18 protein-coding genes are annotated in these 26,167 nt (G+C 47.2%); 3 read left to right on the top strand and 15 right to left on the bottom strand.

The window, feature by feature from the left end; genetic code table 11:
• The 10 genes from JT717_RS14765 to JT717_RS14720 all read right to left on the bottom strand — a co-directional run.
• Nucleotides 1–531, bottom strand: a 531-nt coding sequence (locus tag JT717_RS14765; protein ID WP_205511249.1) for a hypothetical protein, incomplete at its 3' end; no start/stop codon positions are given.
• Between the two features lie 40 nt (nt 532–571).
• Nucleotides 572–1,999: a phytoene desaturase family protein gene (locus tag JT717_RS14760; RefSeq protein ID WP_255552992.1), complete on the bottom strand. Its 1,428-nt coding sequence runs from the start codon at nt 1,997–1,999 to the stop codon at nt 572–574.
• A 135-nt stretch (nt 2,000–2,134) separates the two neighbouring features.
• Nucleotides 2,135–3,394 carry a sulfite dehydrogenase gene (gene soxC / locus JT717_RS14755; RefSeq protein WP_205511248.1) on the bottom strand — a complete coding sequence of 420 codons (1,260 nt, stop codon included), beginning with the start codon at nt 3,392–3,394 and terminating at the stop codon, nt 2,135–2,137.
• Nucleotides 3,395–3,510: 116 nt separating this feature from the next.
• Nucleotides 3,511–4,077 (bottom strand): c-type cytochrome, encoded by a 567-nt coding sequence (locus tag JT717_RS14750; RefSeq protein ID WP_240348094.1) that lies wholly within the window; start codon nt 4,075–4,077, stop codon nt 3,511–3,513.
• Nucleotides 4,078–4,108: 31 nt separating this feature from the next.
• The gene (locus JT717_RS14745) at nt 4,109–5,791 is read right to left on the bottom strand and encodes a hypothetical protein (protein ID WP_205511247.1); all 1,683 of its coding nucleotides are present in this window, start codon (nt 5,789–5,791) and stop codon (nt 4,109–4,111) included.
• A 34-nt stretch (nt 5,792–5,825) separates the two neighbouring features.
• The gene (locus tag JT717_RS14740; protein ID WP_205511246.1) at nt 5,826–7,166 is read right to left on the bottom strand and encodes a DoxX family protein; all 1,341 of its coding nucleotides are present in this window, start codon (nt 7,164–7,166) and stop codon (nt 5,826–5,828) included.
• A 15-nt stretch (nt 7,167–7,181) separates the two neighbouring features.
• The gene (locus tag JT717_RS14735) at nt 7,182–8,522 is read right to left on the bottom strand and encodes a RagB/SusD family nutrient uptake outer membrane protein (RefSeq protein WP_205511245.1); all 1,341 of its coding nucleotides are present in this window, start codon (nt 8,520–8,522) and stop codon (nt 7,182–7,184) included.
• A 20-nt stretch (nt 8,523–8,542) separates the two neighbouring features.
• Nucleotides 8,543–11,668: a SusC/RagA family TonB-linked outer membrane protein gene (locus tag JT717_RS14730; RefSeq protein WP_205511244.1), complete on the bottom strand. Its 3,126-nt coding sequence runs from the start codon at nt 11,666–11,668 to the stop codon at nt 8,543–8,545.
• Nucleotides 11,669–12,242: 574 nt separating this feature from the next.
• The gene (locus JT717_RS14725) at nt 12,243–13,682 is read right to left on the bottom strand and encodes a SusD/RagB family nutrient-binding outer membrane lipoprotein (protein ID WP_205511243.1); all 1,440 of its coding nucleotides are present in this window, start codon (nt 13,680–13,682) and stop codon (nt 12,243–12,245) included.
• Nucleotides 13,683–13,692: 10 nt separating this feature from the next.
• Nucleotides 13,693–16,872, bottom strand: a complete 3,180-nt coding sequence (locus JT717_RS14720) for a SusC/RagA family TonB-linked outer membrane protein (RefSeq protein WP_205511242.1) — start codon at nt 16,870–16,872, stop codon at nt 13,693–13,695.
• Between the two features lie 505 nt (nt 16,873–17,377).
• On the opposite strand from JT717_RS14720, the gene JT717_RS14715 reads away from it, so the two are divergent.
• Nucleotides 17,378–17,686: an antibiotic biosynthesis monooxygenase family protein gene (locus JT717_RS14715; protein ID WP_205511241.1), complete on the top strand. Its 309-nt coding sequence runs from the start codon at nt 17,378–17,380 to the stop codon at nt 17,684–17,686.
• A gap of 89 nt (nt 17,687–17,775) precedes the next feature.
• On the opposite strand, the gene JT717_RS14710 is transcribed toward JT717_RS14715, so the two are convergent.
• The 5 genes from JT717_RS14710 to JT717_RS14690 form a co-directional block, all read right to left on the bottom strand.
• Nucleotides 17,776–18,570 (bottom strand): hypothetical protein, encoded by a 795-nt coding sequence (locus JT717_RS14710; protein WP_205511240.1) that lies wholly within the window; start codon nt 18,568–18,570, stop codon nt 17,776–17,778.
• Between the two features lie 180 nt (nt 18,571–18,750).
• Entirely contained in the window at nt 18,751–19,341 is a 591-nt protein-coding gene (locus tag JT717_RS14705) for a putative glycolipid-binding domain-containing protein (RefSeq protein ID WP_205511239.1), read from the bottom strand.
• Nucleotides 19,342–19,390: 49 nt separating this feature from the next.
• Nucleotides 19,391–20,041 (bottom strand): HD domain-containing protein, encoded by a 651-nt coding sequence (locus JT717_RS14700; RefSeq protein ID WP_205511238.1) that lies wholly within the window; start codon nt 20,039–20,041, stop codon nt 19,391–19,393.
• 68 nt (nt 20,042–20,109) lie between these two features.
• The gene (locus tag JT717_RS14695; RefSeq protein WP_205511237.1) at nt 20,110–20,910 is read right to left on the bottom strand and encodes a helix-turn-helix domain-containing protein; all 801 of its coding nucleotides are present in this window, start codon (nt 20,908–20,910) and stop codon (nt 20,110–20,112) included.
• A 58-nt stretch (nt 20,911–20,968) separates the two neighbouring features.
• Nucleotides 20,969–22,027: an acyltransferase family protein gene (locus tag JT717_RS14690; protein ID WP_205511236.1), complete on the bottom strand. Its 1,059-nt coding sequence runs from the start codon at nt 22,025–22,027 to the stop codon at nt 20,969–20,971.
• Nucleotides 22,028–22,154: 127 nt separating this feature from the next.
• Between JT717_RS14690 and JT717_RS14685 the strand changes: the two genes are divergently transcribed.
• Nucleotides 22,155–22,484 carry a hypothetical protein gene (locus tag JT717_RS14685; RefSeq protein WP_205511235.1) on the top strand — a complete coding sequence of 110 codons (330 nt, stop codon included), beginning with the start codon at nt 22,155–22,157 and terminating at the stop codon, nt 22,482–22,484.
• 86 nt (nt 22,485–22,570) lie between these two features.
• The gene (locus JT717_RS14680; protein WP_205511234.1) at nt 22,571–26,116 is read left to right on the top strand and encodes a S8 family peptidase; all 3,546 of its coding nucleotides are present in this window, start codon (nt 22,571–22,573) and stop codon (nt 26,114–26,116) included.
• Nucleotides 26,117–26,167: the final 51 nt, after the last annotated feature.

Here is a 26,167-nt window from a genome sequence, read left to right as displayed (position 1 = left end):
GACAAGCCCTGTTTTAATAAAGAATTCTGAACGCGCGGCTTCTTTCAGCCATACCGGAATGCGGGTGAGATTGCCGATGAGTAAACCCAATACCAGGGCAAAAACCACATATTCCAGTCCATAATAGGTGATGGCGCTATTACCTTCTACGATAAGCGCGGTAATGGCCAGCAGATACACGATCACAAAACCAGCCGCATAATTTTTCAGGCTGCCGCCCGATAAGCGGATGGCCAGCCCCGAAAGCAGCAGGAAGATCAAACCGGTTTGTATGATCAGTAAAATATTCTTCCCCGACAACACTTTATTTACCAGCTCGCTGCTGTTTTGCCATTGATAGCCGGGTAAAGGCAATGTAAAACCGGTCACAAAAATGGTCAATGCCAAAATAGTCACAATGACGATACTGCCGATAATGATGGCCCAGATGTCTTCGGTAAAGTGGCTGAATATGGATCTTTTGGTTGTGCTGGATGGATAGGCGTTTTCTTTAACTGTTACACTTTCTGCATTCACGTGCTGGTACGACATGTTGTTTTATTTGCTTGGGAATCCCGTTAAAAAAAATAATTTATGTGGTAATTGAAAAAATTTGCTGCAATGCTTTGCGGGCGGCATGATACCCACACATTCCATGCACACCACCGCCGGGTGGTGTGGAAGATGAGCAAATGTATATTCCTTTAGCTGGTGTTGTATAGGGCGACCAGCGGATAGCCGGGCGCGTATACAATTGCCTGAGATCGATTATGCCGCCATTGATATCGCCTCCGATATAATTTGGGTTGTAAGCTTCCATCTGGGCGGTGTGCATCGTATGTCTTGCCAGGATCAGATCTTTAAATCCCGGTGCAAACCGCTCTACCTGGTTTTCAATGGCCGCGGTCATATCAATCGTTGAACCATGCGGCACATGGCAATAAGCCCATGCTGTATGTTTATTGGCTGGCGCCCTTGTGCTATCAAATACGCTGGGCTGCGCCAGCAATACAAATGGCTTTTCCGGATGAATGCCTTTTGCTGATAGTTGTTCGCTCTTAATAATCTCTTCAATGGTATTGCCAATATGTACAGTGCCTGCCTGCCGGCATTCGAGCGCCGTAAAAGGTATTGGCTCCTGTAATGCCCAATCAATTTTAAAAACGCCCATGCCGTACCGATATCGTTGGAGTTGCCGGGTATAACCCGGTGAGAACCGCTTACCGGCTATTTGCAGTAACTGCCGCGGTGTGACATCCAGCAGCACAGCCTTGGCTGGGGGCAACTGATCCAGCGATTGTATATAACTGTTCGTTTCTATTTTTCCACCGAGGGAGATAAAATAGGAAGCCAGTGCATTTGCAATAGCAACAGAACCACCTTTGGGCAGGGGCCATCCTTTTAAATGGCCTGCCGCCATCAACACGAGTCCGATAGCCGAAGTGGCAGCATTTGTCAATGGTTGTATGGAATGCGCCGCCATACCGGCCCATAGGCCTTTTGCTTTGGCGGTACTGAATTTCCCGGATAGATAACTGGCAGAAGTAAGTGCTTTTATCCCGAATTGCGCCATCAGCCATGGATGTTTGGGAAACTGAAAAGGGCCAAGTATATCCCCAGCGATCTGTGGCCAGCTTTTCAGAAAGGGTTGTAGCAGCTTTGTATAGTTCTGTTCATCTGCCCCAAGGGAGCGGGCGGTTTCGGTGAAGGACTTTTTTAATACCGCTGCTGTGCCGTCATCAAAGGGATGCGCCGCAGCCACATCGGGGTAGATAAACTCCAATCCATGTTCCTGCAAGGGCAGCGTAGCCAGAAAAGGAGAAGCCACCGCCATGGGATGTATGGCCGAACAGAGATCATGCAGATAACCCGGCAAGGTAATTTCAGCGGTGCGCAATCCACCCCCGATCGTTTCTTTGCCTTCCAGCAATAAGACCTTTACGCCGGCACGTTGCATTGTAATAGCCGCTGATAATCCATTTGGCCCGGAACCTACTACTATGGCATCGTATGTGCTCAAAATTTCGACTTTTGTTTATAATTGATTTTTGGATTTTGAGATTTTGGGATCTCCTTGCTCTTGAATCTTCGACTGGATCTAATGTATGAATAACTCAATAACCCAATAACTTAATAACCTGATCAACGCTGTCAACTAGACCGGTTTATTGATCACGCTCCCGTCACGTTGCACAAGCCATGATGTTATAGGATTGAGGTGATAACCGCCCATATCAACGCCACGCGCTTCTTTCAATTGTTTCATCGTTGGTTGTATATAACCGGTTTCATCGATGGCGCGGCTCATGATCTCAGCTTCCCCACCCTTCCATTCCCATAAATAGCGAAATGCGGTATGTGCTTTATCAAGCACCGGCTCCTGCAAGTTAGCGCGGTTCCACGTTCTGCCGCCATTCGTGCTTACCTCCACTTTATGAATTTTACCGCGGCCGCTCCAGGCAATGCCCCTGATCTCCATCCAGCCTTTTTGCACCTGTTGCGGATAGGATGGATAGGTAATGATCGACCGTGCATCCATCACAAAACTGAACTGCCTGATCTTACCATCTTTTACCGCTTCCGTATATTTTGAAGTTTCTTCCCGCGTCATAAAAGGCTGATCCGACAGCTCCAGCCGTCGCAACCATTTTACGCTGGTATTCCCTTCCCAACCCGGCAGCAATAACCTGGCCGGATAGCCCTGCTCAGGGCGGATGGCTTCCCCGTTCTGCGCGTAAGCGATCATGGCATCTTCCCAGCCTTTGCTTACCGGTATGCTGCGTGACATTACGGCGGCATCTGAACCTTCTGCCAAAAACCAGCTGGCTTTTGGTTTAACGCCTGTTTCGCGGAACAAGGTCGATAACATCACCCCCGTCCATTCGCTTTGACTGGTGAGGCCGCAGATCTCCTGCGGCCTCAGTGTTTCCTTACCACCCCGGTAATTCCCCGAACACTCGAGAAAAAAGGTCCTTGTTACTGAAGGGAAACGTTTAAGGTCGGCCAAAGTGAACACCAGGGGTTTCTCTACCATGCCATGTATGGTGAGCGAATACTGCTGCGGATCGATCACCGGCACCCCGGCATGATGGCGTTCATAATGCAGGTCAGCCGGCGTAATGGTTCCATACAGATCCTGCAAAGGTGTGCGCGATGAAGTATCAGACGGTTTCTTCACCGGCTTTTCAAACTTTGACCGGGTGCCCAATTCGCCAGGGGGTGGCCCCAGCACTTTGGTAGGATCATTTATTTTCAGTTCCGCCTGGCTAATGGCTTTTTGGATAATCTGTCCGTAAGACGATTTTAACAATACTACAGCGGCGGTTGCAGCGCCTCCCAGCAGTATTCGCCTGCTGACCGGCTTTGCCACCGGCGTAATTAGCTCCTGTTCTGTCTTCTTTTTGTTTTCTTTCATTGGGCCATTTTAAAAATTATACTGGCTCATAAACTGAGCGCCCACAAAGCGCCAAATAACTTTATTGGCATATTTTAATAACCTGCCCCGGCTTTGGGGGCAGGTTCTCATAAGAGTTACCGGACCTCCGGTCCGCCTTTGCGGTCATCCGGAACAAAGCGTTCGCGGGCAGGCATTTTTATGTTGGGTAATGTTTGCGCATTCAGCACATCCTGTTGCCGGATCACTTTTGCAGCCGCTAATAAAAATGCCGTAACCTGGTACACTTCCTCATCGCTCAATGTACCCGGTTCATTGTAGGGCATTGCACGGCGTACATAATCGAATAAGGTGGTGGCATAGGGCCAGTAATTACCAATGGTTTTTGCTTTACCGGGATTGTTACTTATCAGAACAGGTCCCAGCAACTTCGCATCACCCGGGGTGGTTTCGGTGCCATGACAGGCAACACATCTGTTCATATAGACTGTTTTTCCTGCTTCCGCCTTCCCTTCGCCAGGTGGCAATCCCGTACCATCGGGACTTACGTCAATATCCATGGCTGCGATCCCGGCAGCTGAAGCCGGACGGCCCAGGCCAAAGCGTGCTGGCCATCCGGTGGTATCTGCTTGGCGGATATGCTCAGTTTTTGATTCCGGGTACGAAGTCTGGTGGCTATTGCATGAAAAAACAATCATGCTCATGCAAGCGATATACAGTTTGTTCATAGTGATGTTAATACTTCCCTGCCTGTAAACTGCTTTCTGATAAGGCATAAGGACGATTGATGCGGTCAAGCACCACATAAATAGAATCTTTGTTTTCGTTGATACCTGTCAGCACTACACGTGATCCATCGGTAGTTTGGTAATGAAGGATCATGCGGTTTCGCTTTTCCTTTTCTAGGGCTTCAGCAAATTCCCGGTTTCGCCGGGTGGAAGCTGCCCGCGGATCGATCTTAGTAACTTCGTTGCCGATATTCTTCCAGGCTTCCGCAGGAATGAAATGATCAGCTGCTGTATCTTTCGTTTCGTTCTTTTCTGTAGCAGCTTTATTACGTGCTGTATTCAGGTTTTTGTCGGTGCCACCGTCACCACCAACGCCGGAAGCCCTGTTCCTTCTGTCAGGGATCTCTTTGTATTTATCCTGCAGGTACAATACGTTATTGACGGTATCGGCGTAATAATGAAATACCCGTTGTCCGCCGCCAACGCCGGCAATTTCAAAAGTGCGGTTGATATCGCGTTGCGGATCGCCGCCACCATTCGAGAGATCCAGCGGTACCGGCTTATTCACCCGGAAGGTAAGGGTGGTCCATTTTTCAAAAGTAGCTTCCTGCCAGCGTACGGTATCTGTGGGATCGTATGGAATAACTTTGTTGTTGATGCGGAATTCTGACACCGCGTAATTGCCGCGCAGCTGTTTCAACCCCGCTACAGATGGTTGTTTATATGGATCATACAGGAAATTGATCAGCTGCAAATAAAAGAACACACCCAGGAACACAATGAGGGTAAGCGCCTTCAACCCTATCCTTGTGTACCGTTGCCATTGTTTACTGAAGACCGGGTAAAAATTGACGGGTACCGTATATTTTTCCAGGATCAGCAGCCTGTATAATTTAGGTACATCGTTCACTAATAAAAAAGCGGCAAGTAATACAAAATAACTGCTGTACACATGCACGCCACCGTCGTAGGCAAAATTTACATAAACGATATCAGCCAGCGCGCTGAACAGTAAGATGGAACCGATAGTAGTGGTTCTGCGGAACAACAACAAGGTACCTGCCAGCACTTCCACCACACCTGCAAAGATCTGGTACCAGGGTACTATGCCAATGGATAACCAATACAATTTCTGTGCGGTAAGATCACCTACATTGGTATTCAAAACACCCCATGATGGATACGGCATCTGCACCGGTAACAGTTTGGTGAAACCAAATCCGATTATACCGATACCAGCCCTGTATCGCACTACCACCCGCAACCAGTAATAGAGGAGATTGTATTCTTTTCTTTCTGTATTGCGGCGGCGAACGATCCAGGTCCATAGCAATCCACCTGCGATGGCAACTATCAATGTAATGATCCAGTTCGCATAACCCAGCAGGGTGCTTCCAAATAATTTGTTGCCAAAAAAGTTTATACCGGAACCAAATCGGGCGATATCATACAGATCGCGGTAATGCAGATTCGTCCAGTCGATACTAAATACGATCTTATACCATTCTGCACTATTAGGAATAGATATGCAAACAAAAAATATACAGGCGATCCGGAACAGCAATTTTTGCCAGAAGGTCCACGCAGTAAAAACCGGATCGGCTGGCGCTGGTCCTGCTGAATAAGCATTACCATTGGTATGTTTTATTACCGGTTCAGTGGCTATGTATTCGTTTTGTATGGTTGACATGGTTTTTTATTTTTGATGATGGAACCGAACCATTTTATAGCTTCAACGATTTGCTTCGGCCCTGCCGTTCTACTTCCTTCAACAGGTATTTTTTATTGATCTTTTGGAGCGTGGCAAAGATGGAATCGCGGCCTTCATGGATGCCAAAAACTGTTATCGTGCTGTCATTGGGCCGTATATAATGCAGCAGGAGCCGTTCCTGGCTGTAAAACTTATTTTTATTCTGCAGGGTGAGTATTTGATGCACGGTGTCTATTGTATAGCTGTAATAATGCCTGCCGATCGTTCCTTCCAGTTCATAGGTCTTATCGTTATCAGCAGCATTGATCCGTTCCACATTATTCGAGTCGATCTTTACCGGCCGGTTCGACCGGATGCTAATGGTATTCCATTCTTCAAATACCACATCCTGCCAGCGCAGGGGATGGTGTTTCGAGTAAGCAATGGTGTCGCTATTTATACGGAATGAGGAAACATTGTAAATACCGGCCGCATCCGGTAAGCCTTTTGCAACAGGGAACTGGTAAGGATCGTTCTTATAACCTGTAGCGGTTTTAAAACTATACAACGCCACAAAAAAGAAAATAACAGCCGCTTTCAACAGACTTCTGCCGTACACCTGCCATTTCGCTGTAAATAGCGGCTGGAACCGGTTAGGCATAACCGGCTTCTGCAAGACGAGCAAGGCAGTGAGCCGCTGCAGATCGTAGACCAAGATGAAAAGGGCGAACACGATCAAATACAGACTATACACTACTTCTCCCCCTTCATACGCTATATTCGACATAAATACATTACCGGTGAAGAGCAAAATAACAACAGCGCCTACCGAGGCTGTTTTGCGGTAAAACAATAATAAACCGGCAAACACCTCAACAAAACCTAAAAAGCTTTCGTAACCAGGCACTATTCCCAAACTGATCGAAAACAATTTCCAGCGGGTGAATTCGCCGTAAGGGGTGTTCAAATTGCTGAGCGAGGGATAAGGCGATTGTAAAGGAAAGACCTTAATGAACCCGTAAGCAATAACAGCGATGGCGAGTCTGTATCGAACGATCGCCCGGATCCAGTAATACGCGTTATTGTATTCTGTTTCGCGGTTACGATCCAGCAGTGTCCAGACAATAGTACCAATAGCAGCAACAAGCGCTACAATGCCCCAGGCCGCAAAACTTTGTGCACCAGGTTTAAACTGCGGCATATAATGCGCCAGGACTAAGATATCGCTGTACCGCAGGTGCAGCCAATCAATGGCAAAAACCTGTTGGTAATAGAGCCAGTCAAGCGGTACAGCCTGGATAAAAAAATAAATGAAAACAAAGCGGAAGGCTATCTTTTCATACCCTTTCCATGCGGTAGTATATTGCTTATTCATTGGTGACTGATTTAATTAATAACCAAAATTTTGTTCCAGTGATTTATCAATCAGCACTTCCGATGCCGGGAAGGGCAAGACCCATTTGTTTTTATCTGTAAGGCCCAATACATCATCTGCACGCTCAGTACGCACCAGGTCGAACCAGCGATGCGGTTCAAACGCAAATTCTATCCTTCTTTCATTTTCTATAGCCTCTAATATTTCAGCTTGCGTTATCGCTGTGCTGGGGGTAAGACCCGCGCGGCTGCGCACCGCATTCAGATCGCTCAGCGCTTCGGTGAATTTTTTCTCCTGTGCCCTTGCTTCTGCCCGGATGAGGTATTGTTCTGCCAGGCGAAGGATATAGGCCGGGTCGGTGGCCGGACTGCGATAATACAGATTACCATACCAAAGTCCCTGAGATGTTTTTGCTACCAGTGCACTGCGGTTGCCACCTATAGTAGCATCATTCACCAACGTGATGAAAGCATCACCCGGCGCCCATTGCCGCGTTCCATTATTAGCAGGTGGTTGCCATTGGTTGCGATGTCCGTTGGTATAGGTAGCGCTGTATGATAATTCGAAGATAGATTCGGGTGTAGCCACTACGTTGTTGGCAAAAAAAGCGCTGTAGGGTTTTACCAGCTGATAGTTCGCAGCATCGCCCAGCAATTTCGAAGCGTAGGTCTCCGCCAGCGTCCATTCGCTTTTATACAGGTGGTACCGCGCACGCAGGGCCCACACTGTTTTCCTGGTTGCCCGGTAACGATTGGTCGTCTCTGGCAAGAGTTGCTCAGCAGTGGTGAGATCGCTTAATACCTGCGCATAGGTTTCTGCCAGCGAACTTTTTGGAATGCCATTTTTATCGGATGCAGAGTTGGTTGGCGTTAATGCCAACTGAACACCTCCCCAGGTGCGGGCCAGGTCGAAATAAGCGAGTGCTCTTACAAAATAGGCTTCCCCGGTAAGCTGGTCCTTCAGTCCTTGTGTTAACAGGGGATCTGTAACTGCAGGCACTTTGGCAATGATGTGATTGGCGCGGTTGATGGTGGCGTAAATGGCGCCCCAGGCTGACGCTATATAGGCATTGTCTGCCCTTACATTATGCGAAATGAACTGCTGAACGATCGATTGTGAGCCCGTCCATTGTACATTGTCGCCCGACAAATAACCGATCGCCGGAAAAGTAAGTCCATAATAACCATCAGCAGCCAGGGCACGGTATAAGCCCCGGGTGGCCGTTTCTGCAGAGCTTTTGTCCACGATCGTCTGGGCATCCGTTACTGAGTCAACCGGCTCTACATCCAAAAACTTTTTGCAGGCCCCCAGGGACAGGCCCGCCAACAGCGGAACTATATATTTAACAATACGCATGTCAATAATTTTAAAAAGGTTTATAAGGTAACATTAAGGCCCAACTGCCAGCTGCGTGGCTGCGGCGGCGTACCCAGATCGAGACCCTGCACGTTCTGACTGGCAGTTACATTCGACTCCGGATCGGGGCCTGTATATTTTTTGATCCATAACAGGTTACTGCCCACGAAATAGAAGCGAATATTCTGGATATGCGCTTTCGATACGATGCGCTGTGGAATGGTATAACCAAACGTTAATGCGTTCAATTTTATAAATGATCCATCTTCCAGGAATCGGCTGTTCTGTTCCAGCGTATAATTGTTTCCGTAGGCTGTTACGCGGGGAACATCGGTAATGTCGCCCGGTTTTTGCCATCGGATCAGCTGGCTTGCCAATAACACCCGGTTGCCATCGCGGGTACCACCACCTTCGCCAAAGAAGCGGTTCAGGTTAAATATCTTGTTGCCATACTGATAGGTAAACGATATTCCAAGATCAAAATCGCGGTAGCGCAGGTTATTGGTAATGCCTCCAAACAATTTAGGGATCGCACTGCCCAGGATCTGCCGGTCGGCAACAGTAATAGCCCCATCTTTCGTTACATCTTCAAAAACAGCAGCGCCTGTCTGCGGATCCACATATTGTTGCTTATATAACCAGAAAGAATACAATGAATGTCCTTCCTGTAAGCGCACCCAGTCGCGGTTGTAATAGTTGACAGCCGTAGGCAGTTTTTCGATCTTGTTCACGTTGCCGGAGATATTAAAGCTGGTTGTCCAGCTGAGGTCCTTTCTCCGGATATTATGCGAGAAGATACTTACTTCATAGCCTTTGTTGCTGATCTCCCCCATATTCGTAGAATAGCTGTTGAATCCGGAAATAGCCTGAATAGGCAATTGCAACAAGGCGTCGGTCGTGTACTTGGAGTAGAAATTCACTTCTACGGCAAGTGCGCCATTGAGGAAAGCGATGTCTGCGCCGATATTCGCCTGGCGTGTCTTTTCCCATTTCAGATCAGCATTTCCGAGTTGTTGGGGTGCAGTGCCGGGTTGATCGGTGCCGCCGGTATTATCCGGATAACCCGCACCACCCGACCAAAGACCCAGGGCTGCAAAATTGTTGATGCCATTCTGGTTACCCGTCAATCCCACACTCGCCCTGATCTTCAGGTCACTCAACCAGTTCAGGTCTTTCAGGAAATTTTCTTCCCTGACGCGCCAGGCGGCGCCTACTGAGGGGAAGTAACCGAATTGATTATTCTTGCCAAACCGCGACGATCCGTCGGCACGGATACTGAACTCGAGGAAATATTTGCCGCTGTAATTATAATCTACCCGCGAAAAGAACGACACCAGGTTGGCCCTGGCGAATTTCTGCGAAGAAGAACGGGTAGCGGCCGACGCTATTGACGTAAAGGAATTATTGGGAAACCCGGATCCCGACAATGAATCTGTGCGCAATGAATTGCTTTGGATAGAATTACCTACCAAAATACCAAGGGCATGCTGGCCAAAGAGATTCTTCCGGTATTGCAAGGTATTCTCATTGATCCAGGTAGTGTTCTGGGTTTGAATGGAAGTGGCCAACCCATTCGTAGGTGCAGCGCCCAACTGTGTCAGGTTGTTCCAGTATTCCGATTCATTGTAATGATTATAGTCGAGGCTCCAGCTGGTGCGGAATTTCAGATCAGGTAAGATCTCTGCATCGGCATACAGGTTGCCAATATACCGCAGACTGATGGTGTTTACATCATAATTATTGATGAGCACATCGAGGTTATCAAATCCTGCCCACCGGGCCGGCGTACCGTCGGCATTCAATTCCGGCAAATAAGTGGCCGTATGCAGGGCTGATTGCAATAATCCACCCTGTGGCCCATCCCCTGCCCGCGCCTGGTTCCTGAAGCTTCGGTAAAGGCTGTTACTAACACCTACCTGTACCTCCTCATTCACTTTTTGATCGAGGTTTAGCTTGAAGCTGGCCCGGTTAAAATCAACCGGCCGGATGATCGCTTCCTGGCTGGTATACCCTGCACCAATATAGTATTTGGTGCTTTTGCTGCCGCCTTGTAATGAAAGATCATATTCCTGCAGCCTGGCCGTACGGAATAATTTGTGTAAGCGGTCATAGGTCTGTTGGTCTTCCGGCAATCCGCGTGGCGCCGGGGTGGCTGCTGGATTGTCTGTCAATGCGCGGAACGGCCGGTACCTGTATTTAGCCATCCCGGCGACATCATTGGCAGCAACGGCATCCTGGTAAGAATTGGCATAGAACTCATTGACAATTTCGGCATGTTCAGGCCCGGAAGTCAATGTCCACAACTCAGGCGCTTTCGCCCAGCCCGTGGAGGCCTTCAAGTTAATGCGGGCCGCTGCATTATAATTCCCGCGTTTGGTGGTAATGATCACCACGCCATTAGCGCCACGAGCGCCATAAATAGCAGTAGCATTGGCGTCTTTCAATACTTCAATGCTCTCGATGTCGGCGGGATTAAGGTCGGCAATCGGCGATGTGGCCCGGCCACCGGTATTTACCGTTTGCAGACTCGTATTATTAATAAAAACACCGTCTACCACGTACAGGGGATCATTGCTGGCATTAATGGAAGTAGCGCCCCTGACACGAATAAAAACGCCATCGCCCGGCACACCGGTATTTGAATTGATCTGTACCCCGGCAGCTTTCCCCTGCAATTGGGCATCAACACCGGCTACCGGTATTTCCTTAACCTCGGCGGCATTTACTTTGGTGATAGAACTGATCAGATTTCTCCTGGATTGTGTACCGTACCCTACCACCACCACATCGTTCAGGTGTGAATTACTTTCATGCAAGGTGATAACAATATTGTCAGGCTGCGTAATGGTTATTTCCCGGGCCTGGTAGCCAACATAAGTGACCAGGAAAACAGATGGCAGTTTTTGACCGGTTACAAATTTGAAATTGCCCTTATCGTCGGCCGATACTTCATGGGTAGTGCCCTTGATATGAATGGTGGCGCCCGGTAATGGCGCTTTTGTCTTGTCATCGATGATGCGGCCGGAAAGATTGATATTATTCGTTACGACCTTCGCAGGATGGGTGTTTTCAGGGCTTTCCTGTGAAAATGAAATAAATGGAACAAGCAGTGCAAGCGAAAGCCATACACTAACAGCTTTTGTCATTATATTTGTTTTGGTAATTAACAATAAGGCGGGGCAGACGGGACTCGCAATCACTATCTGCCCTTAACGCCTTGTTTCCGCCGGAATTGCTCGCAACAATTCCGGCTTCTTTTTTTAAACGAACAAACCATCAGGGCCTGCCCGGCCAAAACAGCTATTATGTCCTTCCGGTAAAAAGATGGTTGACCTGGTCATACTTCTTTTAATAATTTATATAAACGAAATCGCAATAAGGTCAATGGACTGTTCAGTTACAACAATAGCAACAACAACAGCCAGCCGATGATAGTGCTGGCATATGAGGCATGAATATGTGGTTGATGTTCGACATGAGCGCAGTTCTTTATAACCGGCAGGGTAAGCTGGTTATTATTATTTACGTTTCAGTTTTAATTACGGTACAATATTAAAAAGATTTATTTAGTCCACAAAATAAGTGGACTTATTAATCCATATTTAATTACACCAGCTCATAAATGAAAAAGGCCCCGGTAAAAACCGGGACCGTACTGAAACGATAAATAATCATTACGTCAGCGGATCCAAATTCTTAATAACCAGGTAGCTTTTATTGTTAATACTGATCGAACCACAGCTTCGTCAGCAAATTATCGGGCCCCTGATTGTTCACCGCCGTTCTGTAATTATCACCATTGAGCGATTGTTCAGTACCGGGATATATGAACCGCACAGGGATCTTCTTATCCAGTACCCCTGCCACCGCCGGCGTCAACTGAGGATGATCAAGGCGGCGCCATTCTGCAAAAGCTTCCAATCCTTGTCCATATAAGGCTATCCATTTTTGCTCACCGATCGACTTTTTATAATTACCAGCATCATATTGAACGGATGCCTGCGCTAAATAGTTATTGATGGTATTTGCATCAGTTATGCCAAATTGCTGCAAAGACGCCGTGATGGCTGCATTGTACAAAACACCGGCATTTTCTGTAGTAAAGCCCCGCGCGGCGGCCTCTGCACGATTAAACAATACTTCTGCATAACTGGTGATCACCGCAGGTGATGTGGGTGCAAAAAAGAAAGAACCGGGCCGCGAGGTTTTGGCAAAGCCCAGGTTATTGGCATCACTGGTGGTTAAACCGCTGGGTACACCCACATAACTGGTAACTGATGGATCAGTAGGTTTATTCGCAAATATGGGTATGCGGGGATCATTCAATGCCGTTAATTTATCCAGGATGGTTTTAGCGATCCGGAATTCATCCCGGGTATCGAACCAGGCGCTTACCGGGTTCTGCTGGGGAGAAGTACTGTACGTGAATTGCGCCGTTTCCGCATTGCTGCTGATGAGCCCACCGGCATCACCCAACACCTCGTTGATCGTTTGTTTTGCTTTTTCCGGTTCACGGTCAGCAATGCGCAGGGCGATACGCAAACGCAAGGCGTTGGCAAACTTTTTCCAGCGATCGATCTTACCTCCATATATAACGTCGCCGGAAATGGGATTGCCACTGTTTGTTAAAGCAGCAGATGCCTGTTTTAATTCTTCCAGCAAACCAAAATATACATCTTTCTGGGTGTCATAGGCCGGTGTAAAGCTATTTTTGATATCACCTGCCTGTTTGTACGGAATGTCGCCATAGGCGTCTGTCAGCAAACTGAATACCCAGGAACGCAGGATCAACGCTACATTCTTATAATTCACATTTGCTTTCTCATCGGGCAACCGGATAATAGTGTTAAGATTCGTGATGCTCTGCGCATAACCGGTGTTCCAAAGCGAGGTGAAACTGCTGTTCGAAAAAATATAGCGATCGGGTTCGGTATACTGCACTTTGGCCCAATGCTGAATGATGAGCAGGGTGGAATTAAAATTATTATCTGCGCCCCAATAAAGATCGGATGAGATCTTCTGCGCAGCCGTAAGCAGGTAATCGGGCTGCGGATTCTCCGTGGCGTTCGGATTCTTGTTAATGTCTACCAGTTCCTTTTTGCATGATACCGCCAGTAAGATCAACCCTGTGATAAAGATCCTGTTTATATGATTGGTCATGATATTACGTTTAAAATTTCAGGTTAATGTTAAGTCCATAACTTCTTACGGTGGGGTTTGATAGATCTTCCAACCCCTGGGCGTTACCATTGGTAAAAGCTGTTTCGGGATCGATATTGGGCACCGCTTTGTCTATTATCCAAAGGTTCCTGCCCACCAGCGAAACCGTAGCGCTTACGAGCCTGATCTTTTTGATCCACTGCGCCGGGATGGTATACCCGATCTTTAATTCGCGGAATTTTACATAATCTGCACTGTACACAAAATGCTCCTCAATGCTTCTGGGCGCCTTGTAATATTGCGAGGCAGGAATAATTGTTGTATTCTCACTTCCATTGGCCCTGACCCCTTTCCAGATCATGCCATCGTCATAAACCGTTTCTCCACCGGGCGCATTACCCCCTTTTGGCAGGGCTACCGTGCCATTCGCTTTGTTATTACCGGGATAATAATAATACAGGCCGCCATGCGCAGCGTCTCTGCCAGGCAGGGTCATGGCCAATACCCCCGTATAACTGCCGGTTGAATTGGACCCTGCAAATAATGATCCGCCAATGCTGGCATCGACCAGGAATGATAAATGAATGTTCTTATAAGAGAAACTGTTGGTGATACCGCCTATCCAGTCGGGTGTATATTTTCCCAGCACTTTTTTATTCGGATCGGCCTGGGGAATGCCGCTGTTATTGACGATGATATTACCGGCGGCATCGCGCAGGTAAGCATTGCCGAACAAGGTTCCATACGCTTTATCAACCGATGCGATCACCTGTACGCTGCGGTAACTGCCCAATACATAGTTCTGCAGTCTGCCTTCATCATCCAGTTTAAGCACCTTGCTTCTGTTGGCAGCATAGTTGATATCAACGTCCCATTGGAAGTGTTTGGCTCTTACCGGGGTCACCCCTAACTGCACCTCAATCCCCTTGTTATTGATCTTTCCCGCATTTAACAGCTTTTGGCTATAGCCCGTAGTAGCGCTTACATCTACCTTTAAGATCTGGTCGATACTATTCGTATTGTATAAACTTACATCGAGCCGCACCCTGTTCTTCCAAAAGCCGGCTTCAAAACCCAGCTCGGTTGAATTGGTGCTTTCCGATCTGAGATCAGGGTTCAGATCTATGCCTGTTGTTGTGAGTTGCGGATTGCCATTAAATGGCGCATTGAAATTGTAGGTGTTGACCAACTGGTATGGATCTGCATCGGCACCCACTTTCGACCAGCCACCGCGAATACGGGCATAATTCAGTACAGATCCTTTTATATTAAAGGCTTCTGACAGCACAAAACTGGCATTTACAGAAGGATAATAATAAGACAGGTTTTCCTTCGGCAATGTTGAAGAGCGGTCATTACGGGCTGTCAGATTCAGGAACGCATAATTCTTATATCCGATCTGCGCAGAAGCAAATACACTGTATGTTCTTAGTTTGGAATAAAAGCTCGAAGAGATGAGCGGATCCCTTGAGTTCGACAGTGTATAAACATTTGCCACCGCCAGCCGGGGCGCCTGTTGATCATTCTCTTCATAATATTTTGAGCGGATGTTGCCGCCAACCAGCACATCGAGGCTGAAATCTTCATTTATTTCCTTATTATACCGAAGGTTTGCCTCCGTATTATTTTCATTGACGGTGTACCCCGTTTCCTGGTAAGAACCGAACGGTGTTCCATTCGTTCCATAGGCTATTTTGATCTTTCGCCGGTCATTATAGTAGTCGTTGCCTGTGCGAACAGTGAAGTTAAGTCCGTCGGCTATTGCATAGTCCAGCTTTACCGCGCCAATAAAGCGGTTCCTGCGCTGGCTTACTGTATTTTCATAGGCCACCCAGAACGGGTTGCTGTAATAACTATTGTTCCAGTTAAACGTATTGCCATTGGCATCTTTATAATTGCGCAGCTTCTCTATATCAACCTGGCGGCCGAACCAGGTAAATTGCAACATGGTGCTGGTTGCCCTTCTGCCGCCTGAGCCAGGCAAATTGGGCGCATTGGAAACAATGTAATTGGCGTTCACGCTGATCTTCACTTTAGGCGTAACGGCAAACTGCGCATTGAAGGTTACGTTGTTCTTCCGGGCTTCGCTGTTTGGTATAATACCGCTTTGCTTTTCATTACCAAAGCCTATGCGGTAGTTATAACCCTCACCTGCACCCTCCAGGGAAATATTATTATTAAGGGTAATTCCTGTTCTGAAATAATCCCTCACATTATCAGGATGTGCTACAAATGGCACAGGCGTACCATTTGAATAGAACTGCGGGATCAGTTGTCCGTCTAAGCGGGGTCCCCAGCTTTCATCAACGCCATCGTTAACACCCCCGCCCTTTCCATCGACATAACTGAATTTCCCTTCCGAGCCCTGACCAAAAACATTCTGGTAATCTGGTAATATCAACAAACTGGATAATGTAGTGTTGGAATTAATGGTCACTCCCAGTCCCTGTTTTTTGCGGCCGGTTTTGGTTTTGATAAGAATGACACCATGGGCCGCCCGCGAGCCATAGAGGGCAGCAGCGTTAGGACCTTTTAAAACACTTATCGATTCAATGTCTTCTGCATTCAGATCTGCAATAGCGTTGCGGTAGTCACGGGAACCGCCAGCGCCCAACTGAGAATTGTCGACCGGAATATCATCTACAATAAATAACGGTTGGTTATTGCCTGCAATAGAGGTTTCTCCGCGGATGATAATACGCGAAGAGCCCATATCGCCCTGGGTATTGGTGATGCGCACTCCGGCTACTTTTCCGGCCAGTGCATTTACCAGGTTTGGCTCCTTTGCTTCAGCAATATCGGCGGTCTTTAGTTCCTGTGTTGAATAGCCAAGTGATTTCCGCTGGCGGGATACACCCAACGCCGTAACCACTACAGCATCCAGCGATTTATCGGCAGGCGATAATTCGATCACCAGGTAATTGGTTGATGAATCAATGACCACCTGTTGTGTTTCGTAGCCAACATGGGAAATGGTAATGGATGTATTGGCACTAACGGTAATGGAAAAATTACCACTGGCGTCAGAGACACTGGTATTATTACCAGTATTACCCAGCAGCGTTACACCAGCCAACGGCAGGCCCGTTGTTTTTGCCTTAACAATGCCATTCACCGTTCGGCTCTGTGCAAGTATCCGCGCAGGCATGAACAGCAACAATAAAAATGCAAAGAATGTAATGATCCTCATCGTTTATATATATTATAGTTAACCTTAACGATATATGTATTTACAGGAGCAGCAAACTTCCTGCGGCAATGGCAGCAATTGAACAATCATTCATTTTTGGAAAATGACCATTGAGATCACGACATGGGCTGCGCTTAGCACCCACTGGTACACCTTGAAGTTGTGTTAGCAATCAAAGATAGGCTGTGCAAGAATATTGTCAAAATTATTCTACAAATGTAGTGGACTAATATATTTTGTACACAGTTGGCAATAATTTATGTTTGCGCTACTGGGAATTGAAACCGATGTCACACCTGCGTGAACAGTATATGAATGATCATCTTTGTATGGCTTTCACTGAGCAAAATCACCTATTTAGGGGCAATAATTTAGTAGGCTTTATCATATTTAGTTGTACCTTTTCCATCCGATTCCTGCCTACTTATCCTCCTCACTGAATATCCGCACATCTGAAATCCCGTTGCTGAATCAGTTTTATTCATCTTAAAAAACAGGAGGTTTTATGATTGTCCGCCTAACGTTCCTCAGTTTCCTGCCGCAAAACCTGGCACAAGCTAAAAAGCTTTACAACGAACAGGTTGTTCCGGTGGTAAGAAAACAAAAAGGCAATCTGGACTGCAGGCTGCTGGAACCTGTTGAAAAAACAGACGACTATATTTCGATGACAAGCTGGGCAACCAGGGAAGATGCCGATGCTTATCATACCAGCGGTATTTACAGGGAGTTGGTTGAAAAAGTAAGAAAAGATTTTGCCAAAGAACCGGTATTGAAAGTATATACTGCTGAAAGCATTTTTGAAACAGCGTTGTAAAAGCTCCATTGAACAGGAAAGGGCCTCTACGGGCCCTTTTTTCGGATAGCATATATGAACGGTGCAATCACAATCTTCAACCTATCATATTACTTCGGCATATAATAGATTGCCTCCGGCTTAATGGTGAGAACCGGTTGGCTCCGGCATACAGCCGACTGGTGCCGGTAACTGTCTTGAACAGCAGCTACTGCCTTGCCGCCATGTTCGATTATGTCATGCGTTTTGCTTTGTGCATGGTAATTGAATCCGGCAGTTTGCACATTCCGCCCTGCTTCCATCATTTGTTTCTCCTGCATACGCTTCTCGCGCAGGATCCGCTCATATGGCGTCATCCTTTGTTCGCGGGTTAAGCCGGGCGCCGGTTCCTTACGTAATTTTCTTACCAGGATGAAAGTACCGATATTAAAACAAATAAATAAGATCAAACTTCCGCGAAGGCTTATGGTTTCAAAGCCTGGATAAGGAATATGAATATCGGCAATGATGCCCATTGAATTGATGCCATTCCGGATGTTCAAAGGTAGTTGATCCTGTACGAGGTAATAGATCAATCCGCCTGCAAGCATACAGATCAATAATGCAAATAATCCGGAAACAGCGGCCCCCAGCCGTTGCCCAATGGCCGACCGGCCGGGCGTAAACAGGAGCACCAGCGGATAAAGCAACAGGAACAAGGCGGGCGCCAGAATACAATCAATGACAAAAGGCAATGGTGTGGGAATATCCAGGAAAACCAGGCTTGGTTTTATTTCAACAAGCCCCGAGATGGCAGGAAGCTCTTTGGCAATTACGTAGTGCACAGCGGCGATACACAGCACAAACAAAACGGCTACCGTGGCCACTGCGGGAAACCGCCGGTGCTGAGCAGAATGACTATCCATAATATGATTTTTAAGCGGATGAATATATCAGACTACAGCCAGGCCATTCCCCTAACGCTTTACAGCGGTTTATTTGCATATGTGGATCCTTAAAATACCGTTAAACCAAAGAGCTAAGCTCAAATATTATACCCGAACACTGCCAGCCGACATCCCCTATGTTTATTTCACATTTGTTTTTCAATTGAAAGCAGCCGGCAGCCCGTAAGCCGTTTTAATAGCTGCGCTTCGCACAAACAAGGAGGGATAGTCTACCACAAATCCTGATTCATCTACAACAATGTTGCTTTCAAAATCATTTGGAATATTTTCATAGCGGTATTCGGTAGCAGAGAGCCTGCGGTATTGCTGGCGTACCGGTGCCATACGCTGTTCCATCAGATCAAAATAGACCACCTGGATGACCTGCTCCTGTTGATTCTGCAACTTCAGCCTGCGTATTGGCAGGGTATTCGTAAAAGGCGTCAAAGAAATATCAACATCAATACAACCATTGAATTGTTCGGCCTCTTTGCCATCCATTACCCAGTTACCTTTTCCATCGCCTTGCAATTGTATGGTTTGCATTTGGTTGCTATGGCGGCTCCTGATGGCCACAAACACGGTCTCCCAATGCGCGTTCGTTTTGATCTCGTAAGCTACCTGGTAAATTTTTCCCTGATAGCTTCCAATGATCGTGGAGGCAATTTCAGCACCTGTTTCGCTGGTATTGATCAAACAGTTCTCCAGCGAATAATATTCACGTCCAGTCCAGAGTATATTAGTTTGCATAGCTTAATAATTACCACAAAAAGATAGCAATTATTTCCCGCATCTCCATCTACTCGCTCCAGGGCGATTGTAAAATACAATCACAAAAATTCCTGCGCTCAAAGCCCGGGATCATATAAGCGCATACATCTGCTTTAATATTGCCGAAAGTGGTCTCTGTTTTATGTTTGAATCCATCGAAGAAAGCAGGAATGATCTTCTTTTTGAAGCCATCGCGGGGAAATTGTTTAATGATCGCTTCACGGTTGGCTTCTGTTAACTCGTGATACCCCTCGCCCATTACATCCAATCCCACCCCGGAATACAGCAAAGCCACTTCCGCTTCCTTATATTCTGCAATCCCGATGGTGGTATGTAATGCGATGGCATCCCAAACCAGTTGCAGCGATGCCGGGGATAATCCATGACCTTTCAGGAAATCATATGCCGCATTGGCGCCATCTACTTCAAACCGTTTATCGGGGCTGCTGTAGTGTTGGGTAAGGCCCAGGTCATGAAAAACAGCGCTTACATACAATAATTCGGGGTCATATTTGATCTTTCTCCTATTGCCATTTAAAGCCGCAAATACGAACACCCGCAACGAGTGATTGTAAATGAATGCTGTGCCATGCTCAAGTAATAACTCTGTCGCGTGCTTTGCAATAACGCTGTCGGGAATGGTAATGCCCGCCACTGCTTTTGGTTTGTTTATGGTCATATAATTCGTTTTATGTAACCACAAAACTACCGGGCAGTCAGCAGCAGGAAAATATCAGAAATCACATATCAGATACCAATTTTTACAAACTGGTCGCGGTACTGATTGGGGCTAGATCCGGTTTGATTCTTAAAAAAATTGCTGAACTGGTATGGGGTTGAAAAATGTAGTTCAGCAGCGATCTGCTTGATCGATCTCGACGTGAATTGCAGGTCCCTTTTGGCTTCATTTACCAGGTGTTGCAGGATCATTTGTTTGGCGTTCTTGCCTTTCATTCTGCATACATCCGACAGCTTGCGGGCGCTTACGCCCAGCTCCGCTGTGTAATCTTCCACTTTATGTAAGTAATTCCCTTTTTCATTGATCAGCGCTACAAAGCGTTCAAATAACTTGCTGTCGTAGGAAGGCGTGTCTTTCGTTAGCAGGTAATGAATATTAGCCATTTTGATAATAATTACTTTCAAATAAGCCGCCAGCACATCGGGTTTATTTGAATAATCGGGCGATTCAAAATCCTGTATGGTTAAGGCGAACAATTCCAGCAAGTGGTCGAAATGTTTTTTTTCCGGTTGAAGGGTAAAACTGTCAATGCTTCTGTTGAACAAAACTTCCTTACAGTTATTGGCGCTCAGCGGCGTCTTCTGCCAGAACGAGTCTTCAAATTGCAATAAATAGCCGTTGATCGTATTTGCGCGGAGCGCGACCGGTTTTTCTTTCCCCACCAGGTACAGTATGCCGTCTGAAATAGCGTAGGGCGCCTTTGCCAGCTCAATAGTGCCACTTCCCTGCTCAACGACCAGTATTTTATTAAAGCCCTTCCTCAGCAACTCATCCGTTTCAAAAGAGCAGCCCTGAAGTCTGTGAACCATAAACACGTCCCTGATCTGCATATAAGCTGAATGAAAAACGAAGGTAATAATTTATAATCTATACGGCTTGCCGTGCCAAGCTGGTATGGCCTCTATACAGGTGTTTTAATTGCAAACAGGGTTGTTCAATATATTTCCACGATAACCAGGCTAAGATGATCGTAGGCAAAAGACAAACCGCTATGTTAAACCAGGGATTTGTATTATACCCCGAAAGAATATAACAAACCTGCTGCACCGGCATGGAAACCAGGTACATGCCATAGGAAATATCATTCCTGATATGTACCCTGAACTTTTTTGTAAATGCCAGGAAATAAGTAGCCAGGCTGTAGAAAACGATCTCATCAACCAGGATATTTGGAAGTACACCTCTTAAACGCAGCAATAGAAAGATACCGGCGGCAGCAGCGGCGATCTTTAAAAACGTTATTGATGGTTTACCAACCACGATCATGCTTCCCAGATAAAAAGAAACCATCAACAAAAAATCTTTCTGACCGATATATCGTACCGGCACAAAACCGTAATCACGAACGATGTATATACCCAATGCAGCCGTTATTAAACTTGTACAGATCAACAGGTGCAACTTTTTATTATGTATCCAGCCAAAGGCCACTAAGATCGCCAATGAAATATATAGTTTCAATTCTAAGCCAATAGTCCATAATGGTCCATTGAAATCGTCTGTATAAAATTGCGGGCCTTTAAAAACTCCAGGTAAATGAAAGTATTTTCTGATCCCGGCCATGTTCAATAAATAGGCCCAGGTGCGTGGGTGCTGAAAATAATCAGCCGTACTAAGCCGCGTTAATAAGGGGCCCGCAATAAATACACTGATGAGCACTACTACGATGAGGGCAGGGTAGATTCGCAAAAATCTTTTGACTAAAAAATGCCTGGCGTTATCTGATGCAAGGGCGCTGACGGTGACCAGGTATCCACTGGTAAAAAAGAACATGTACAACCCAATAGTGGAAATAGTTGTTGTATTATTTGAAAATACCATCAGGGGCTCCATGGTATGTTTACCCGTCATCCAAAAAGCATGAGATGTAATCACAAAAAGGGCTGCCACCAACCTTATTACATCAAAATTATTGTTATGCTTCATGCCAGGGCCTGAATAACTGTTTCATAAATAGATAGGATCACATTCATAAATTCCGCTATAATACACTATTTTTTACAGTAAAACAATACCTGCTGCCTTTGCATTAAATTACATAAAAATTTCTCCCATGTTTGCCCGGGCAATAATAGCAGTGTTGTTTTTTTCCTTTATACACGGCCGCTTATGGGCACAACACAATTCCAATAAGAAGATCGACCTGCCATTCAGGCTGCTGATCGCCGAAAGGTCTCCCTCCGACACCTTACTAAAAAAATATGATTGTATTATCTATACCACCCAACCTGAGGCACTCAGAAAAATGGGCATTACCGTTCGCACTTCGTCGCCGCGCGCAGTTACGGCTGTGGCTACCCTACAACAGATATTGACAGCAGCGGCTATGCCCGAGGTAAAGTTCATTGAAGCGCCGGAATACCTCAAAATGCATCGTAAATGACCAACTTACCCAAAGTCCCCGAAACAGTGTTTAATACTTTTCCTTAAATTGCTTATCTCCATTAACCTTTAATCAAATACCTGTCTATGAGAAAATCTACCCAAAAGGGTCATGCCCTTCTTGTGCATTTTCCGGTCTCAACATTCTTTCCGAACCGATCCATCCTCTTCACTTTTCTTTCGGTGTTGTTATACTTAACCGGTTATTCGCAGAACCGCTCCCCGGAAGATAAGATCGATCCCGCGTTTAAATTCGTGTTGACCCATCTACCTGCCGCGCGACAGGTGACGGGCAGTTATTCTCCCGCTTTCAAGACCACGCCTACTCAGGTACGTGTAGCGCCGGGTCAACCTGCCGGTGAACGCTACGATTGCATTATTTATACTTCCGATGTAAATGCGCTTCGTAACAATGGCGTGCTGGTGAATGCGGTATACCCGCATTTCGTAACGGCATGGGTCACGCCGGATCAAATAACACAGCTCTCGAATTTGCCCGGCGTTCATTATATCGCAGCGCCGGTGATGGACGAATTGCATAACGACATTGCCGTTGCCAGCAGCGGCGCCACCCTTTTGCACCAGGGCAAATTGAATAATACGGTGTATAAGGGCAAAGGGGTGATCGTTGCCATCTTCGATTCGGGTATCGACTGGAAACATCCGGATTTCCGCGACCCCGATGACACCACGAAAAGCCGCATTCTGCGCATCTGGGATCAAACCATTAGCCCCATCACCGGCGAAGTTTCGCCGGTGGGCATGGGTTATGGCGTTGAATATACCCGCGAGCAGATCAATGATGAATTGGATGGCACGCCTACCAACTATGTTCGCGAGCGCGACATTAACGGACATGGCACCCATGTGGCCGGCACAGCCGCTGGTAATGGCGCCGCATTGCCCCTTACCCGCAAATACACCGGTATGGCGCCTGAGGCCGACATTGTGGTCATTAAGGGTGGCAACGGGTCTTTTTCGAATACCAATGTTATTAATGGCATCGCTTATTTAAAGAACCTGGCCAATAGCCTGGGCAAACCGGTTGTGCTGAACATGAGCATAGGCAGTCAGTTTGGCCCCCATGATGGTACCCGGGAATATGAACTGGTTGTAGATGATTTTACTGCTTCCGGACCGGGACGTGCCGTGGTCATTTCAGCCGGTAACGATCATGGCAGCAATATCCATAACCAGTTGTCGCTGGCAGGGGGCGCTGCCGGAACAGTTTCTTTTAATGTGCCTGCTGTTACAGCGCCTGACCTGTTCCAGTACCGGGTGTACGTAAACAATAGCAGTAATATTTCAGCTACTTTTACTGCCCCCGGCACAGGCGGTTCCGTAACTGCCCATGCCAACCAGTCGGTGCTGGGCCAGGTAATGGGCAATGCTTTTAATGTATATCTGAGCAATCAAATTGAGGTAGGTAACGGCGACCGTTATGTAGATGTTTATGTTCAAAGGAATGGAACCAATAGTACCAATCCCATGGGTACGTGGACGCTTACGCTCACCAACAATACCGCCAATACATTGTCATTACATGGCTGGATGTATTACAGGAACCCTGCCTTCTTTGCATTGACGCTGGTCGAGGGCAACAACGACTATCTGGTAGGTTCGCCGGGCAATGCTACTTCGGCCATCACGGCAGCCGCTTATGTGGGCAGGCCTGCCTGGTACTCATATGGCGCCAATGGCGCTTATTACGGCACCACGGCCCGAATGGATGCCATTGCAAGTTTCAGTTCTCATGGTCCCCGCCGCGATGGGGTATTAAAACCAGAGATTGCCGCTATAGGCCAACATGTGATCTCCGCATTTTCAACCAACAGTTCAGCTGCAGTAACAGATATTATTTATCCTGGTTTGTATCGTAAGAACCAGGGAACCAGTATGTCGGCGCCCGTGGTTACCGGCGCGGTAGCTTTGCTCTTACAGGCCAATCCAACCGCAACCGTTTCGCAGCTGCGAAACCTGCTGTTTTCGAATACGACCAAAGACTCATTGACCGAAGCTGCCGGCCCCACGCCTAATACCACCTGGGGGTATGGCCGCCTGGATATCTACCGGGCCGTTGGCGCTGCGTTCAATTGTTCACCGGTGAACCGCAAAACCTATCAATACGATGCGTCTAATCTAACTTCGGAAGATGCCGGGGTAACGCTCAGCATCCAGCGTATAGCTGTACGCTTTACACCTGATATAAGCGGCCGTTTGGGTGGCGCCTATTATCATACGTCTATTACAAAAACCGCACTGGCGCTGGAAGTGCGCGCTGATAGTGCCGGTGTGCCAGGCGCTTTACTGGCGAAATTATCACTGCCCGATACCAGCGTCAGCGCTTATTCGTGGAATTATGTTGACCTGAGCGCTTTCAATATTGCTATTACGAATGGCGCCGATTATTATATAGTCGTTTACCGCGACTCGGGCAGCACGGCGAACTGGAGTCTGCGCCGTGAAAGCACCAGCCTGGATAATCGTTCACTCACCACCGTAGATGGCATTAGCTGGGTAAACCCGGGCTTTGACTATAAGATCCGCTCTATAGTGTACAGTCATCCGCTCATGACAGGCAACCTGGTCACCAGGAACACCAAAAATATCCGCGATATTTCCACTACCCACCTGTTCGTGGATAGCAGCTGCCGCCTGATCGCACAGCTGACGCCGGCGGGTGCAAATCCGGTGAGTGGAACAGTCACTGCAAATGTTTGGATCGAATCGAGGGTGCCGCAGGATTGCGGAATACCCTTTGTAGCAAGGCATTACCAGTTACTGCCTGCCACCAATGCAGCATCGGCTACAGGCAGGGTCACCCTGTTCTTTACACAGGCCGAATTCACGGCATTCAATAACGACTTCTTAAGCTTCCTGAACCTGCCGGCCCATCCAACCGATGCCGCGGGTAAGGCAAATGTACGTATCGCCTATTATGAAGGCAGCAGCAGTAATGGTAGCGGACTTCCCTGCAGCTACAGCGGCGATGCGGCCCTCATCGATCCGGAAGACAGCGACATTGTATGGAATGCAACGGCCAGCCGGTGGGAAATAACCTTTGATGCCAGCGGTTTTGGCGGTTTTATCGTTCAAACCAACCGTAAGGGCACACCTTTACTGGTTGAGAACTTTAGCGGCCACCCTCAGGGAAGGGCCAATGTATTGAGCTGGATCTTCAGGTGTTTACGCAAATGGGCTATATTCGATATTGAACAAAGCCACAATGGAATTAATTTCAGCAGCATTGGCAAACCCAAAGGCTGGGACGCCTGCAGCTTCCTGTTCGACTTCAAACATGAACAGCCGGATAATGGAAAGAACTACTATCGCATTAAGGTGACTGATAGCGATTCCGTATACTATTCCAATACCATCTTGCTGGAAACGGGTAAACTTCAAACTGCGCTCTATCCCAATGTAATTAAGCAGGGCGGGAACATCCAGGTGGTTTGCAGTGAAAATGGCGGGGTATTAAGAATAAATGATGCCATGGGAAGATTGGTGTTCAGCCGGGTGCTCGCTGCCGGTAATCAGCGTATAATCCTGCCGGGTTCCTTAAGCGGCATGTATTATTACAGCATCCAGGGCAGCAAAGGTCAATCAACCAGTGGTAAACTGGTCATTCAATAAAAATAACGATAGAAAGCAAGGCGGGTCCGGCCAAATGGCCGGACCCGCCTT

The sequence above is a fragment of the Longitalea arenae genome (genome assembly GCF_016924755.1).
Classification (GTDB): domain Bacteria; phylum Bacteroidota; class Bacteroidia; order Chitinophagales; family Chitinophagaceae; genus Niastella; species Niastella arenae.
Note: the sequence above shows the minus strand (reverse complement) of the source record. Positions and strands in the feature narration are given on the sequence as shown.